The organism is Oceanospirillum beijerinckii DSM 7166 (assembly GCF_000422425.1).
GTDB classification, from domain to species: Bacteria; Pseudomonadota; Gammaproteobacteria; order Pseudomonadales; family Halomonadaceae; genus Oceanospirillum; species Oceanospirillum beijerinckii.
The window spans coordinates 81,836-98,904 of sequence record NZ_KE383829.1; the positions used below are offsets into that span (position 1 = coordinate 81,836).

9 protein-coding genes and 1 tRNA gene are annotated in these 17,069 nt (G+C 48.5%); 5 read left to right on the forward strand and 5 right to left on the reverse strand.

The window, feature by feature from the left end:
- Positions 1 to 124: 124 nt before the first annotated feature.
- The gene (locus tag H579_RS26870) at positions 125 to 7,471 is read right to left on the reverse strand and encodes a FecR family protein (RefSeq protein ID WP_036567027.1); all 7,347 of its coding nucleotides are present in this window, start codon (positions 7,469 to 7,471) and stop codon (positions 125 to 127) included.
- Positions 7,472 to 7,872: 401 nt separating this feature from the next.
- Between H579_RS26870 and H579_RS0120305 the strand changes: the two genes are divergently transcribed.
- A tRNA-Asn gene (locus H579_RS0120305) sits at positions 7,873 to 7,948 on the forward strand.
- A 221-nt stretch (positions 7,949 to 8,169) separates the two neighbouring features.
- Here H579_RS0120305 and H579_RS0120310 read toward each other — a convergent pair.
- Positions 8,170 to 9,480 carry a M18 family aminopeptidase gene (locus H579_RS0120310; RefSeq protein WP_028302167.1) on the reverse strand — a complete coding sequence of 437 codons (1,311 nt, stop codon included), beginning with the start codon at positions 9,478 to 9,480 and terminating at the stop codon, positions 8,170 to 8,172.
- A gap of 176 nt (positions 9,481 to 9,656) precedes the next feature.
- Here H579_RS0120310 and H579_RS0120315 point away from each other — a divergent pair, with 176 nt between their 5' ends.
- On the forward strand, positions 9,657 to 11,747 hold the full coding sequence (locus H579_RS0120315; protein ID WP_245583325.1) for a carboxy terminal-processing peptidase: 2,091 nt from the start codon (positions 9,657 to 9,659) through the stop codon (positions 11,745 to 11,747).
- Between the two features lie 321 nt (positions 11,748 to 12,068).
- Here H579_RS0120315 and H579_RS0120320 read toward each other — a convergent pair whose 3' ends face one another.
- Both H579_RS0120320 and H579_RS0120325 read right to left on the reverse strand, forming a co-directional pair.
- On the reverse strand, positions 12,069 to 12,734 hold the full coding sequence (locus H579_RS0120320) for a thiopurine S-methyltransferase (RefSeq protein WP_051228088.1): 666 nt from the start codon (positions 12,732 to 12,734) through the stop codon (positions 12,069 to 12,071).
- 173 nt (positions 12,735 to 12,907) lie between these two features.
- Complete coding sequence (locus H579_RS0120325) at positions 12,908 to 13,249, reverse strand: DUF1820 family protein (RefSeq protein ID WP_028302170.1); 342 nt, start codon at positions 13,247 to 13,249, stop codon at positions 12,908 to 12,910.
- A 388-nt stretch (positions 13,250 to 13,637) separates the two neighbouring features.
- Here H579_RS0120325 and miaB point away from each other — a divergent pair, with 388 nt between their 5' ends.
- A complete protein-coding gene (gene miaB, locus H579_RS0120330) occupies positions 13,638 to 14,981 on the forward strand; it encodes a tRNA (N6-isopentenyl adenosine(37)-C2)-methylthiotransferase MiaB (RefSeq protein WP_028302171.1) in 1,344 nt (447 codons plus the stop codon).
- A gap of 9 nt (positions 14,982 to 14,990) precedes the next feature.
- On the opposite strand, the gene H579_RS29950 is transcribed toward miaB, so the two are convergent.
- Complete coding sequence (locus tag H579_RS29950; protein WP_281167078.1) at positions 14,991 to 15,122, reverse strand: hypothetical protein; 132 nt, start codon at positions 15,120 to 15,122, stop codon at positions 14,991 to 14,993.
- A 321-nt stretch (positions 15,123 to 15,443) separates the two neighbouring features.
- On the opposite strand from H579_RS29950, the gene H579_RS26875 reads away from it, so the two are divergent.
- Together H579_RS26875 and ybeY are read left to right on the forward strand one after the other, a co-directional pair.
- Positions 15,444 to 16,598: a PhoH family protein gene (locus H579_RS26875; protein ID WP_169449727.1), complete on the forward strand. Its 1,155-nt coding sequence runs from the start codon at positions 15,444 to 15,446 to the stop codon at positions 16,596 to 16,598.
- Between the two features lie 3 nt (positions 16,599 to 16,601).
- Positions 16,602 to 17,066, forward strand: a complete 465-nt coding sequence (gene ybeY / locus H579_RS0120345; protein ID WP_028302172.1) for an rRNA maturation RNase YbeY — start codon at positions 16,602 to 16,604, stop codon at positions 17,064 to 17,066.
- Positions 17,067 to 17,069: the final 3 nt, after the last annotated feature.

Below are 17,069 nucleotides of genomic sequence, written 5' to 3' on the forward strand. Positions count from 1 at the left end.
GACTTACTCTAAATGGAGTATCTGGCGGTGTAAAGCGGATCACTTGTATCAAAATAACCTAAAAGCCGGGCATAACCCCGGCTTTTTATATGGACTATCTATGACGTTAAGTCAGAAGTGATAATCAAGGTATTTGCGTCGGGTTACCTAACAGCACTGCACCGGATACTGTATCGCTGCTGCTTTGAGCACCAAATGCACTGATAACGCCCTGAGGTGCCTCAAGGCTGGTATTAGGCACGGTAATCAGACTTCCCACAAATGCCGCGTGAGCGGAACCGGAGTACATCTTGTCAGTGCTTTCGATAGAAATAGCACCACCCTCCAGAATAGGGTTTATATCGACGGCAATATTATCAGTATTCTGCAGGCTGAGTGTATCGTTCCCAAAAGTCATATTAATATTGAATGACTGAATCTGCTGACTACCAAAATCAACCCCCATACTGACTGAGTCATAACTGCCTTCCATTCCTGTCTGGTTCACCGGATTACTACCACCAATCAGGCTATAATTGATTGTTCCAGTAGGGTTTTCAGCCGCTAGGTTCTGAATATTACTATCCGGTGTTCTGTCATGGGTCTGAATAAAGTGTAACTGCCGCAGTTGCATATCTGTTTTAGCTAGAGAGCCTTCCATATCCGGGCTGGCCCAGCGCCCCCAGGACACATCCAGTGTTGAGGCGGATACACTGTTGGCGCTTTCAAGAGAGTCTGCTTTAATTGAGCCGGACATAACAGCACAACCGCTACAGTTGCTGTCGGTATTATGCCCGGTTGATATCATAACAGGCCCTGAGCTAGAACTGTCCAAGTGAACCCGGCTATCGGTGTCAATTGCTGCCAAAGAAGATGTACTGCCATTGCTGCTCTGATAACCGGCTAAGACCTGTAGACCTGAGTCGCTGGTTGATGGTGTTTGGGGGGAGGACAGCTTATAAGCGGCTGTGCCATAAAAGTCTGTATTGGTGTCAGTATCAGACAATACAAATGCGGACATAGCGTCATGGATACTATCTGCAGAATCTGTTCCCAATAGCGATACGGACATTTTTCCACTGCCATTCCCACTATCATTCCGGTCCAGGCTGAAAGCTACTGATGTATCACTTCCAGTCAGGCTGATGGGGGTATTCGTGCCAAAGTTATAGTTAATTGTGGACGCATCTATAGGTTGCTCCTCAAAAGAGACCTCAGCATGCATAATCTGCATTGCAGCAAAGTCGATATAGAGTTCACTGCTCAAATTATATGGAGAAGTTCCGCCCATTACCTGCATATCGCTGCTGTTTGCAGTGAGTACTCCACCTTTCAGGGAGATGCCAGTATCAAATGATTGAACAGAGGGGCTGATAATAAACGGAAGTTTAGTATCCGTTATGGCTGATGCTGATACATTATCAGAGCTGACTTGCCAGTTTGAACTATCCCAGTAACCCCAGGTTACAACTGAATTCTGGTTGACCCTATTGCTATCAAGAGTGCCATCGTAAGTGAGTAGCCGACAGCTGTCAGAAGCAGAGCCCCCACAAGCGCCTGCAATATCCAGATACCCCGGCAGGCCATAAGCTGAATTGAGCGAGGTATAAGCTGTCAGCCCGCTGGCATTAATCAATTCAATCTGATGAGTACCATTCTGGTTCACTGGAACAGGCAGGAATAGCGTTTCAGTCAGAGTATCCAGAGCTGTTTGTTGTAAACCAAACACCCCAACAAGACGTCCACTGCCCTCAACTTCTGATAGCTGATAACTGCCGCTTAGCAGGTCTCCGGTATTTCCGATCAGACTGATACTGGCTGTTCCGGCCATGCTTGTACCTGAACTATCAGCAATCAGACTGATGGTCTGCCAGTTATTATCTTTGGTTGATGCCAGGCTCACCGGGGCTCCGGCCTTATATACAGACCAGTCAGTGTTGCCATGTGATAAAGAGATATCCAGAGCGACCAGTTCCTGCTTGCTATAATCCAGCAATAACTGAACACCATTCAGACTGCCACCTGTACCTGAAAGATCTGTAGGATTAGTTCCCACGCCGGTATAACGAATCAGTCCGGATGTGTTACCACTGACTGTGGACAAATTATTAACATTCGGGCTATACACATAATGGAAACCTTCAGTCAGCTTTGAACTACCGCTGCGAGTCACATTGAGGCTAGATGCGCCAGACCAGAATCCCCAGTTTAAAGCCTCGGAACCGGAGCTAACGCCTCCATCCTGAGATAGTGACGCCTGACCGGATGAAGTATCAATACTGAACGAACCATCACTATCCCAGTCACTGGACATTGTTTGCCCGGAAACAGGAACATTGCCAATATCGTTAATGGTTTGCAGGTTGAAACTGGTTCCTGGTTCGGCTGTATCCAGAGCAACAGCTGAAGCTGTATAAGGTGCACCGCCATCAGAAGCGCCATACGTCGCAAAAGCAACATTAGCCAGGCCTGTTGCTGGTTTTAATGCCTGATAACCACCTGCGCCATACAGCATATCTCCGCTTGTTGGCAGCAGATAGCTGGCCAATAGGTAGTCAGCCTCGCTGCCGGAGAATCTTAAGTTGGCTTCACCATTATCAGGCAGAGACAGCTTATTTTCTGTAATAGACAGTGTCATCGTATGACCTTCACTGTCAAATACGGAGCTGTCCAGGCTTAGAGGTAAATTTTCTGCTACATATTGATAGCTTGTACCGGAGTGATTCAGATCGAGAGAAAAGCCTGTCACCTGCTGGCTGGCGAAATTAAACTTAATTTCGCTGTCCGTCACGCTGGCTGAAGTGGTGCCGTCGGTCAGAAAAATATGACCGGCACCAGGTCGATATGTCACTTCTCCCATGCTGCTTAAGGCTGTCAGTTCAGAGGAAGACAGCACGCTTTTGGCAACGGAGTAAAAAACTGGTTTTGCATACCCATTACCCACGCCTGTATCTGCTGCCGTGATAGAAACGTCACTGCCCCAATAACCCCATTCAAGATAGTCACCATCAAGCTGACCCAGCACTGCAGAGTCACTGGCATACCCCGGAGCCCGGAGCAGCTGGCCGACAGAGGATGCGTTATCAAATACAGCATATGCTGGAGAGAGACCTTCTGCTGCAGTGATAACCTGACCGCTTCCTCCATGCATAAACTCAATGGATGGAGAGGCGCCACCTGGTAATACAAATTGATAACTGTAGTTATTGACACCGGTTTCGCTGTATACCAGAGCGCCACTTTGCAGGCCACCGGATACACTGGCTTCGTATGACACGATGATTCTCTGGCCGCTATCACCAGCAAAGCTGTAGGCAATACCTCCTGTATTGCTTGTTATACCTGTTGAATGAGACGCCTCCGAGTAGTTGAAATCGTTAGCGTTGGCATCCAGAGCCCAGTCGGTGGTGACATAGGTATCTGCGTTTAGTGTGTGCAGATGACCTGTGCCAGCGGTTGAGCCAAACTGGACAACGCCGTAACCTGATTCCGGAGAATACCCTACCGTATTAGCAAGGTTCGTCGGTTGAGTACCACCCGATACGGTATACAGTTTGAATCCAGATAGGGCGTCCAGTTCACTCTGTGTCGTACGATCCGTTGAATAAACATAATGAAAATCACGCGCTGAATAAGCAACGATGTCATTACTTTGTCCATCTACACCAGTCACCGTATTCCAGTTGCCATTCAGGCGGCCATAGGAGATACCAAAAGCACTGTCTTGAGCTGACTCAGCTACCGTGGCGGAAGAAAAATCTATGGCGCAGCTACTAAGATTGCAAAATAAACCAGAAGCAGAGCTGCTATTAATATCTGTGGCTAATATACTGCCTGTATACAGGGGCTTATCTGCAAAGAGTCCATTGCTCTTAAAAGTGCTGCCTGCAGAGGTTATCTCCGTATCCACAAGATAACCATGATCACCTGCATCACTATTCAGGAAGCTTCCCAAAACAACCGTATTATCGGGCAGATCGGCATCTGTTATCGCCTGACCATAATACCCTCCCACGCCATAGATATTGCCATCATTACCGTAGGTTGTAAGGCTAAAGCTCGCAAGAGCTCTGTCTGCATCTTCGCCCGCCAGTTGCAGATGAACGGAACCGCTATTAGCACTTTCATCCTGCAGATCCAATGTCATACTGCTAGCTAAAGACGCGCCGGAAGGATAAAGGCTGTAGTTATAGCTGGTCTCGTCAGAGCTGAACTTGAGACTGAAATCTGTGATGTCAGCCTTACCATAATCCACGACAAAGTAACTATCGCTGGCTGATAATAGTTGGTTCTGGCTATTGATCAGCAGAATTTCAGATGTGCTGGCAGGGCTATATTTAAAGCGCCCGGAAGAAGGTAGTGTTTGTGTTATGCTGTCGGACGAGGTAAAGAACAGCGGTAACATGTTGTCAGCGCTATAGCTGCCACCCTCAGACTCAGAGTCATCTGTATAGGATGCGCTCCAGCTTTGTGATGACCATTTCCCCCAATGAATCCGGTTGCTGACCGCTGACCCACTGTCGCTGGCGCTGCCATAGATCAGCGAACTGCCATCGCCATCAAACCGGTAATAATCCGTTCCAGAAGTGTAGCTCATCATCGTAAAGTCATAATGACTGGTATCCGATAACAGCACCTGAGCCTGGCTATTGGCCAGGATATCAAGCTGCCTGATCTCCTGGCTGCTCTCTTGGCTGATCATCGATAGAGGGAAGACCAGCTGATAATTCACAGTGCTATCTGGTATCTGGTCAAATACCAGGGTGCCAACCGCAGAGTTGAAAGCGCTTGAATTATTACTATCGTATAAATGATAACTGCCCGCCAGACGGTCTGCCGCTGTCCCAACAAAAGAGTAATTTAACAAGCCATCATAGGTATCTGCATTGAAGCAGGAAGCACCTGGTGGACAGGTGGTGCCTGTTAATATCGTATTTTGTTCCTGCGACGACATGATAAGGCCGGTGCCTGCTCCGCTGACATTCAGGCTTCCACCGCTACTCAGTGCTAATTTAAGCTCAAGAGAGCTCAGTGATTCTGTGCCAGAAGCAGAAAAGTCAAATGTTGCCAGGCCACTGCTCCAGTTGCCTATTGAAGCTCCATTCTCATCGGTTGGGGCTGTGCCTGATGTTGTCAGCTGATAGATAACGCGACGCCCTTCATTCGCTACTTTCTGCCCCAGATCCGCAACAGATGTCACATCAGGGCTGTAGATATAATGTAGAGCGCCTGAAACTGCTGCTTCATTGCCCTCAATATCCACTTTCCATCCTGATGTCCATTTGCCCCAATACACACGCTTTCCTGTATCCGATAAGCTCCCTGCCCCATCAGTGGCATTACTGTCTGCTCCGTTTGAGGCATCAAACGAAAAAGAGTTATCAGTGTTAGATCCGGAATAGGCTGTACCGGATATACCTGATGGTGTCTTAGCCAGTGTCAGGGCGCTGCCGTCATCATTACCCAGGGTGAGTGTATTAGACCTAGGTTGATTGCTCCCTGAGGCGTAGCTCACTTTTAATACAGTCCCGGTAATAGCGGGAGAGGTAGTGGTGACAGCAGGCGAGCCGCCGCCGCCGCCGCCGCCGCCGCCGCCGCCGCCGCCGCCGCCGCCGCCGCCGCCACCGCCACCGCCACCGGTGTCAGGTTCTGGCTCTGGCTCGGGTTCTGGCTCTGGCTCGGGTTCTGGCTCTGGCTCTGGCTCGGGTTCTGGCTCTGGCTCTGGCTCAGGTTCTGGCTCAGGTTCTGGCTCAGGTTCTGGCTCAGGTTCTGGCTCTGGCTCTGGCTCAGGTTCTGGCTCAGGTTCTGGCTCTGGCTCTGGCTCTGGCTCTGGCTCAGGTTCAGGTTCAGGTTCTGGCTCAGGTTCTGGCTCAGGTTCTGGCTCTGGCTCAGGTTCAGGCTCTGGCTCTGGCTCTGGCTCTGGCTCTGGTTCAGGTTCTGGCTCAGGTTCTGGCTCAGGTGTGATTACAGAATTGCTATCGCCACTGGCTTCAATCACTAAACTCTTACCATTATCGGCATCGTTACTAATCCCCGCCAGAGCCTGCTCCCCATCTTTCTGGTTGTTTCCTGAGCCGGTATTCTGGTCTCCATCCTGGAGTCCCTGATTCAGTACATCATTTGCAAAACCATTGATAGTGATATCTAGTAAAGTGACCTGGCCACTATTTTGGGCTGGAGGTTCACCTGATGAACTGGTTGCAGAGTCGTCGTCAGAGCTGCTACCGGTTCGACCACTTTCAACCGTATTTATCACATCGCCCAGATCTGAGCTTTGTGTGTCCTGCTGTAAGATGGGGTCGTTTCCAGTGCCGCTTTCTGTCTCAGATGATGCTTCGGCATTGGCATCTGCTAAATCCTCCAGTTCCGGGATCTCATTAGCATCGCCGTCAAAATCGTTCACATCGGGTACATCAGTGCTTTCGCTGGGCCCTCTGTCATCTGTTCTGCCTTGGGAGTTGTCTCCGGAATCTGTTTGATCATTAATATCAGCAATGTCGGTATCATCACCTAGGCCCGATCCGTCAGAGCCGCCCTCGTTCCCTGTATCAGTACCAGAGTGGTTGGAATTAGACTGACTGTTTGTACTTTGAGAGCTTGAAGATGCGCTACGGCTTCGGGCTGAGTGATTTGTTGATTCACTTTCTTCAGAATCTGAAGACTGTCTATCTTTTGACGAGGTATCACCTTCAGAGCCGTCTTTAGCGGAAGTACTTTTCTCAGAGCCGCTTTCCGAATCACTCTCTCCGGTATCATCTTCTTGTCCTGTATCTTCACTACTACTGTCAGGCGATTGGAAGCTCTGCTGTAAAACAGGAAATGGAAGCAGAGTTTTCTGGATAGAACTATTTGCAGATGCGGCGTAACCAAATTCGCCCTCATCCAGTAGCTGATCACCGACCTGGTTAAACAGAATAACCTGTCCAGAATCAACACCGAGGTAAAGACCTGTGGCAATATTGTCCAGTTCCTCTGCAACACTTTCCGGTGTCACCAGCACAGCGTTATAACTGGTGCCTCGGATACCAATGGTGGCAACTGCGGTCTTAACCTTATAGTTTTCTTTCTGCTTCTTACCAATCAGTCCTGTAAGTGTGCGCATTCCACCGACAACCAGTGAATAGTCTGCTTTACCATTGCTCTCAGCGTCTGGTTTAAAGCGATACTCATTCACTTTGAACTCTGTATTCGGCTTTAACGATAGAATACTACCGTCAGAGAAACGGATATGAATACGCCCTTTTTTTCCGGTCTTGATGGTATCGCCACTGAAGACCTTTGAGCGGGTTTTCAATTTTTCAGTTGAGCCATCGGCATGAATGACTTGATTCTGCCCGGTGCTGATGACAATGTTTCCTGCCGGTTCATCTGCCTTGGCCCATGAAGGCCAGAGGGTCAGCATTGCCGGAGATAGCAGCAGTGAGGAAGATAACCCTACTGCTGACAGACCTTGAGTAGAAAAGCTCAGTTTAAAGTTCTTTGAAATATTCATCGCCAGCGCTCGTATTTCATGCCTCAAGAGACTATGTCATCTTGGTAAGATTTATACACTTCATCGGGAAATCAACATCTTGTGTGCCGCAGCCGGATAGACCAGAAATAGCGGTGCACAATGCTCTCAGCACCTCAATATGGCATCTTTAGGCCAAAGAGGGTACCTTCAAGGAAACAGGCCAAGCATTGTCACTGTTGTAACCTGTAGCGAATCAAAATACTGGGTCGATTCTGAGAAGAACCTCTCAACCTTCAGATAACGTGCAATGCCTGTTATAGAAGAAATAATTTATTCGATAGCCTACTAGGCAAAAAACTGCTAAGCCGCTAATAACTATAAAAAAATGTTGACGCTTTTTCTATCATCAGTATAATTTGCGCCCGAAGGTTGTGCGAAGTTCCCTGATAGCTCAGTTGGTAGAGCAGTAGACTGTTAATCTATTGGTCGCAGGTTCGAGTCCTGCTCGGGGAGCCAATCTTAAGGCAGTCTTCATAACAGATACCGGCAAGAGCCGGTTTTTTTATGCCTGAAATTTCCCTATCTGAACAGTGACCCAACCTTCTGTTCAACTGAAGTCATTATCTGTCTGAAAATGAACTATCTGTCTATAAACTGAATATAGTCTTTAGCTTACCCCGTGCAAGCGAACTGCATAATGCAATCCGCTCGACGCTGATCTTCGCTCCAGGTCCAAGTTACCCTATATTTTTTAATGCAAGGAACTGTTGCAACGCCCGATATAAATAATGGGCATCTTTGCTACCGGCCATTTCGCGAATGGAATGCATCGCAAACTGAGGTACACCAATATCCAGTGTTCTTACACCCAGCTCAGCTGCGGTCAGAGGGCCTATTGTGCTGCCACAAGCCAGATCGCTGCGCATAATGAAGCTTTGTACCGGCACATCCATCTGCTGGCAGACCAAACGAAACCAAGCTGATGTTTCGCTATTGGTTGCATAGCGCTGATTAGCATTAAGCTTGATGACAGGACCGGCATTTAATAATGGGGCATGATTATTATCATGGTAACTGGCGTAATTCGGATGAATGCCATGGGCATTATCACAAGAGATCATCATTGAAGCCGCCAGCATTTGTTGATAACGCTCTTCTGAATCGGCAATACGCTTCAGTACGGACTGGAGGAAAGGTCCCTGAGCCCCCGATGCGCTCATACTACCCACTTCCTCATGATCGTTGCATACCAGCAAAGACGGTACATTCTCAGGAGCCGAGAGCAGTGACTGCATAGCGATATAGCAGCTCAGTAAATTATCCAGTCGCGCTGAAGCGATAAAATCACCTTTTACGCCAAGCAAAGAGGCTGACTGAGTATCATACAGAAAGCATTCGTGTTCCAGTATCAGTGCTACATCCTCGATGCCCTGCTTTCTCAGCTGCTCCAACAGCAACTGATTAAAGTCCTGCTGGCCTGCCTGCCCCTGATTACTTTCTTCCGATTGCTGCATCAACAATACAGGCAAATTGGTCTGTGCGTTAATCTCAACACCTTTATTCACCTCACGGTTCAGGTGAATGGCCAGATTGGGGATAATACCCACGGCATGTTCAAAGTTGATCAGCGCATGGGCCACTCCGCCCTTAGAAGATTGATACGATACCCGGCCAGCAATGGATAGGTCCCGGTCAAACCAGGTGCTCAGAATTGCACCACCGTACACTTCCACTCCAAGACGCAGATAGCCTTGCCCTATAAGATCCGGTTGTGACTTCACTTTTAAGCAAGGGCTGTCAGTATGAGCGCCTAACATTCTGAACCCTGTCTTCAAAGGATCGCAAGGCAATGTAAAGGCTATAATCGAAGAGCCGTTTCGGGTCACTACATAACGACCTCCTGGTTGCAATGACCAGGCATCGCGTTCATTCAGTTGCTGATACCCCTGAGCGGTAAAAGCCGTCAGCATGGTCTGCGTGGCGTGAAATGGAGTCGGGGATTGATTTAAAAAATCAAGCAGCTGCTGGTTAAAATCGAACTCAGTCATCAAAACACCCAAGAACAGGTTGAATCAGAAGGAAATTTCCTATTTTATGAAAGATGAACCAAACTAAGGCTCATAGTGTACTATAACAAAGTCTGTCTGATTTCTGATCCAATGCGTTGACAGAAGACTAAAATATTACTGAAAGGCTCATTTAGCCGACACTTGCGGAGATTTAGATGTTTTTCAAGGTTGCCCATCGGTCCATGAACCGGCTTGGTGCTGTGCTACTCCTGCTATCAACCCTGACATCCGGTTATGCGTACAGCGAAGTTCAGCGTTCAGAGACACTAGAACCTTCTCCTGCTCAGGAAAAGGCTACCCAGGCCGTCGTGGAGCGTCTGGGTTATGGCCATTATAAAAAGGTCACCCTAAACGACGGCTTATCTATTCAGATTTTTGATCATTATCTGGATCAGCTGGATGGCTCAAAAGCTTATTTTACCCAGAAAGATATCAATCGCTTTAACCGTTTCCGAACCCGTCTGGATGACGATCTGGAAGAGGGTAATCTGGAAGCCGCTTTTACTATCTACAACTTATATCAGGAAAAAGTACTGGCCCGGTTACAAAACCAGCTGGATAACCTGGAGCAGTTCCCTGAAGATTTCAGCTTTGATACCGATGAAAGCCTGCTGCTTGATCGTGAATCTCTTTCTTGGGCGGATTCTGAAAAAGAGCTGGATCAGCTGTGGCAAAAGCGCCTGAAAAACAGTCTGTTAAGCTTGAAGCTATCCGGTAAAACCCTGGAAGAGGCAAAAAAGACCCTGAAACGCCGTCTGGAAAACCAGCTAAACCGCGTTAGTCAAACCCGTGGTGAGGACGTGTTTCAGATCTTTATGAATGCCTATACTCAGTTATACGATCCACATACTCAGTACCAATCGCCAAGAAGCTCTGAGACTTTCAATATCCGTATGAAGCTGTCTTTGGAAGGCATCGGTGCGCTGTTACAGATGGAAGATGAGTTTACCAAGGTGGTGAGTCTGGTGCCGGGTGGCCCTGCAGACCTGGCTGGAGAGTTGAAACCTGCGGATCGCATTGTCGGTGTTGGCCAGGATAAAGATGGTGAGATGGTTGATGTCATCGGCTGGCGACTGGATGAGGTGGTTGACCTGATTCGTGGTCCCAAAGCCAGTACCGTACGCTTGCAGGTTATTCCAGCCAATGCTGCTGATAATAGCCAGACCAAAGAGCTGTCTATCGTACGTAATACGGTGAAGCTTGAAGATCAGGCGGCAAAAAAATCCATTATTACTCTGGAAAAAGACGGTCAGGCACAGCGTATTGGTGTCATTGATATCCCTGCTTTCTATGTTGACTTTGATGCCTGGCGTCAGGGTAAAGAAGATTATCGTAGTACCACCCGTGATGTCGCTAAGCTGATTGATGAGCTGCTGCAGGAAGGTATCGATGGCTTGATTATCGATCTGCGTAATAACGGCGGTGGTGCGCTGCAGGAAGCCAACTCTCTGGTAGGTTTGTTTATCGAGCGTGGCGCGACTGTACAGGTGCGTAATGCCGATGGTCGTATCGATATTTTGGGTGACCCGGATCGCAGTGTGGCCCATTCAGGTCCAATGGCAGTGCTTGTGAACCGCCTGAGCGCCTCGGCGTCTGAGATTTTTGCCGGTGCAATTCAGGATTACCAGCGTGGTATTGTGATTGGCAGCCAGACTTTTGGTAAGGGTACTGTGCAATCTGTATCCCCATTAGAGCACGGTCAGCTGAAACTGACCCGCGCTAAGTTCTACCGTATCTCAGGTGAGAGTACTCAGCATATGGGGGTTGTGCCTGATATCCAGTTCCCAAGCCTGGTAGACAGTAATGAGGTCGGTGAAAGTGCGCTGGAATTTGCTCTGCCATGGGACAAGGTTCAGGCCGTACGCCACAAAGACTACAGCAATCTGCCGCTGTGGCTATCGGAATTACGGGATCGACATGACAAACGCACCAAGACAGATCCAGATCTTATTTTCTTAAATAAGCAGAAAGCGCTTCTGGAGAAAACCCGTGCTATTAAGACGATTAGTCTGAACGAGAAGAGCCGTCAGGAAGATAGTAAGCGCATTGAAGAGGAGCAATTGGCCTTGGAGAATCAGCGTCGGAAGGCAAAAAATCAGGAAACACTGGATTCTCTGAATGACCTGGAAGAGATTAAGGATGATCCAAATAATGATATTGAGCTGGTAGAAGGTGGCCGTATTATTATGGATATGGTCGAAGTTGGTCAGCCTGCGATGATGACGGGTGCTGCCAGCGTTCAATAACGCTCACTGAGCTACTTCAGAGAGCCGCTTCAGAGATAAAAAAATCCCCGGCATTGTATTTTACAATGCCGGGGATTTTTTATTACCAACGCATTTTAAACTTTGCTCAAGAACCGATAATTTGAGCAGCGTCTGCTCAAAATAAATCTGTTTTTGAGCCAACTTATACCATTCCCGATAAGTTTCTTGATATCAGAGCAGGTTGGATAAGCGAAGCGCCACCACATTGGCTCCGGTATCGGATGATTGTCGGAAGGCGCCTTGCGGCTTTTTCGACCTACAACCACTTATCCGGTTTGGTATTAAATGTTGTCAGCTTGGTCAAGCCGGTAGTTTTGACGTCACCCGTGGGGCGTTATGCCTTCCCTTACGACGCATACGATATACTACATCCACTACGTTGCGATCATCTTCGGGCAGTTTAGCTTGCTGATTTAATTCGAAGTTCGCACCAAACAGCCATTGAATCTCTTCCTGCTCAACACTGAACGGAGGTCCTGTTGGCTTTTCATGCTCCAGGCTAATTAACAGCATGGATACACCCGGTGATAACATCTGCGCCAGATGGAAGGCATAACGATGTCGCATCGGTTCAGGCAGCGCCACCAGGGAAGCTCTATCGTACACCGCACACACCTCTGCCAGTTGATCTCGATGCAGGTGAAACAGATCACCGCAGTAAAGGCGGTAAGCACCGGCTTCATAGAGCGCAAGCGATTCATTTATTGCGCTACGCTCAGGCACCAGACCCTGAGCAGCAAAAAAATCTTCAATAGCCACAGCGCTCAGCTCAACGCCAATGACCTGCCAACCCTGTTGCGCCAGCCAGACCATATCATTGGATTTCCCACACAGAGGAACAAAGACTACACCGGATGCCCCATGAGGTGCATAATCCCAATATTCAGGCAATGCAGGGTGCACTTCATCCTGATGAAAGCCGATGCGTCCTTCCTGCCAACGCTGATGCCAGAAGGCTTTATCCATAATGTTTGCTCCAAATTATGCGGTTCGATGCCGCTATTGCGCGTTCTGTCTCACTAAGCAAGAATACCAGACTCAGTCCACTGCATAGCATTGCCTTTATCATCGCTTATGCACAGATAAAATTCACTGCTGCTTTAGACCTGAAAGACATTTATCAGCAGAACATAGAGACTCTAACGGTCCTGATCTGGAGGTGTTGGCATGGGGCGACTGGGAAAGTGCGCCACATTACTGTTGGGTTTCCACTCGCTGGTCTTCGCTACGCCTTCCCGTTCCACCTCATCGATACGCACAATGGAGTTGTAGGGGATATAGCTGCGCTTTACTCCGGAAAACTCCTGTTTCAGCTTATCTTCACCGGGATCGATTACTAACTGGCTGCGTTCACCGAAAATAAACTCTTCTACTTCCAGAAAACCAAATAGGTCGCCCTGAAAGATCTGGCGGGCATACAGCTCGTAAACCTCATCCTTATTAAGAAAAATCACCCGATAAATAGTTTGTGCGTCGGCCATAGTGGCTCCCAAAGCTGAATTCCTAACCCCTGACGACTGTTTAAAAACAGCGCCTTATCACTCTGCAAAGAGCCGGGAGAATACCATAAAGCTGTGCTGAAAAACTTCCCCTGACACGGACTTGCTCTCTTGATGATAAAAATAACCGACAGCCTGTTAACCTTGCTTTAGGTACGGCTCAGGTCATAGCTCCAGATACCGTGTCGTAGGCTGTGTAATCATACCTTTGCGGCAGTTATAGATATTTTAGTCCAACAGGCTAGGCGCAGTGCCATCAGGCTCGTATAATGGTGCGTTTTTCAAGGTGAGCCGTCTATTTCCGGGTATTTTCTGCGGTCAATCGGCGCACGTTTACCACTTTTCCACGATATTGATACAGGTGTAATCCATGGCTAAAAAATTGTTCATCAAAACCCACGGGTGCCAGATGAATGAATATGACTCCGCACGTATGGCAGATCTGTTAGGCGAGAGCCACGAGCTGGAACTGACCGATAACGAGCAGGAAGCCGATGTTGTACTTCTGAACACCTGTTCCATCCGTGAAAAAGCTCAGGACAAGGTATTTCACCAGCTGGGGCGTTGGAAAAAGCTGAAAGAGAAGAACCCGGATCTGGTGATTGGTGTCGGTGGTTGCGTTGCAAGTCAGGAAGGCGACAATATCCGAAAACGCGCCAACTTTGTTGACGTGATCTTTGGTCCGCAAACATTGCACCGTGTGCCAGAGATGATCGACGCTTCCAAGAAAAATAAAATAGCCGTGGTTGACGTGACCTTCCCTGAGATCGAGAAGTTTGATCGCCTGCCAGCTCCTAAGGTGGAAGGTGCGACTGCTTTTGTCTCTATTATGGAAGGCTGCAGCAAGTACTGCACTTTCTGCGTGGTACCTTACACTCGTGGTGAAGAGGTTTCCCGTCCGTTTGAAGATGTGATCGCAGAAGTGGTGCACCTGTCTGAACAGGGTGTACGTGAAATCAATCTGCTGGGTCAGAACGTTAACGCCTATCGTGGTTTTAACGCAGAAGGTGAAGAGATCGACCTGGCGGAGCTGATCACCTTTGTTGCAGCTGTGGACGGTATCGACCGCATCCGTTTCACCACCTCTCACCCGGTAGAATTCAGCGATAGTCTGATTGATGTTTACGCCGAAGTCCCAGAGCTGGTGAGCCATCTGCACCTGCCGGTACAGAGCGGTTCGGATCGCATTCTGACTGCGATGAAGCGTGGCCATAGCCGTGACGAGTATATCGCCAAGATGAAGCGCATTAAGGAAAAACGTCCTGATATCTGCTTCTCTTCCGACTTTATTGTCGGCTTCCCGAACGAAACCGATGAAGACTTTAAAGACACGATGGATCTGATTGCAGAGATCGGCTTCGATATCTCCTTCAGCTTCATCTACAGCCCTCGTCCGGGTACACCTGCTTCCGATATGGAAGATAACACCCCGGAAGAGGTGAAGAAGCAGCGTCTGAAGATTTTGCAGGATCGTATCAACCAGCGGGCGATGCAGATTGCCCGCCGTATGGTTGGTGGCGTAGAACGATGCCTGGTGACCGGCTTCTCACAGAAAGATCCAGGTCAGTTGCAAGCCCGTACAGAGAACAACCGTGTGGTGAACTTCCGTGCTGAAAATCCGATGGATCTGATTGGTCGTTTTGTGGATCTGAAGATCACCGAGGCACTGCCGCACTCTCTGCGTGGTGAGATGATTGATGAGAACAGCTACTAGCTCTCGACTTTAAATTTTCACGTAAGGCACCATATAGCACGCTATATAGATAAATGCCGTATACAAACCCTGTGCACGATATTCCAGCGCATTGATAATAACGGGAATATCGTGTGCGACAAAGTTTGTTCGATCAGTCATCCTCAAAATGCCCCTTTCCCTGAAGCGCGTCATTTCGGTTAACTGATTGACTTACCAACTGATAACAAAACGCAAAGGACAAGCTGGAAGCCAAAATATACTCTGGGTTAACGTTGCTATCCGCCTGGATCAACCAGAGCAATCGCAACAGAAGCTATTCTGTATTGTAAGTACAGTGTCATATTGGCCAAGCACTCTGTGACTCAGTACATCGATTTATTGGTGCGTAACCTGTCATAGCGTCCCTCTGTCAGTGCAGTGCCATAGCAGACAGACCCGTTTTGATTCCAGCTAACCGGCTCAAGGCAAACAGGAAAGATTTTGAACAGTCAAACCCATATTCTCAAGATAGAACTGGAACCTCACGACGCTCAACAACTCGCCAACCTTTGTGGCCTTCACGACGAACATCTTCGCCTGATTGAAAACAGGATGAGTATCATCATCCGTAACCGCAGCCATCAGTTCCAGCTGGCCGGTGAGCAGAACCGAGTACGTGCCGCAGCGCACCTGCTTGAAACTCTATACGATGAAGCGGCCAGTACCGAGCTAACGCCAGAGATGATCCACCTTCATCTGCAGCAATCCGGTATTGAAGAGCTGGAAAAACAGGCTCAGCAAGATAGCGTCGGTTCGGCCGATGAGATGATCACCTTGCGCACACCCAAGGGCACCATCAAGCCTCGCGGCCCTAATCAGCAGCGTTATGTGCGCACTGTAATGACCAATGATATTAACTTTGGTGTGGGTCCTGCCGGTACCGGTAAAACCTATCTGGCGGTAGCCTGTGCAGTTGAAGCACTGACCAATGATGAAGTCCGTCGTATTCTGCTGGTGCGTCCTGCGGTGGAAGCCGGTGAAAAGCTGGGTTTCCTACCGGGTGATCTGTCCCAGAAAGTCGATCCATACCTGCGTCCGCTTTATGATGCTCTTTATGAGATGCTGGGTTTTGAGCAGGTGGCAAAACTGATTGAAAAAAATGTCATCGAAGTCGCTCCTCTGGCCTATATGCGTGGTCGAACATTGAACAACGCTTTTATCATTCTGGATGAAAGTCAGAACACCACTCGTGAACAGATGAAGATGTTCCTGACCCGTATCGGTTTTGGCTCTACAGCGGTGATTACCGGTGACGTGACCCAGATTGATCTGCCAAAAGGGCAGAAATCCGGCCTGGTACATGTGTTGAATGTACTGGATGGAGTAGAGGGTATCGGTGTTACCCGCTTTGAATCGAAGGACGTGGTACGTCACCCTATGGTGCAACGTATTGTTGAAGCCTACGATAAACACGAAGCGCAGGCGCAAATTCAGGAGGCTGAAGAGCGTAAAGCCCGTGCAGTCGCACGCCAGCAAGCCCAGTTAGCCGCGCAGCAACCGGTTGTCCCAACCCAACCGGCACCTGAAGTACCAACTCAGGTAGAGCCGCAACAAAGCGCATCAGAAGACCAGAAGCCAACGGATACTGAGAGCTAGTTTATGTCCATTGACGCTATCATTGATTTACAGCTGGCCTGCGAAAACGCTAATCTACCGGACGAAGCTGATTTCACCCGCTGGGTGCAGTGCGTACTGGATGCTCATGAGGAGACCGGTAACGAGGTTACCATCAGGGTTGTTAAGCCTGTGGAAAGCCAGTCGCTGAATCATCAATACCGTGGAAAGGACAAGCCGACTAATGTCTTATCCTTTCCCTTTGAGTCACCCCCGGAAGTTGCACTACCCTTACTCGGTGATCTGATTGTCTGTGCTGATGTCGTGGAACAGGAAGCACAGGAACAGAATAAAGCCCTGAATGATCATTGGGCCCATATGATTATTCACGGTTGCTTGCATTTATTGGGCTATGACCATATAGAAGAACAAGAAGCCGAAGAGATGGAAAGTTTAGAAATCGATCTCCTGGCAACCCTAAATATTAAAGACCCTTATCATCTGGATTAAGGA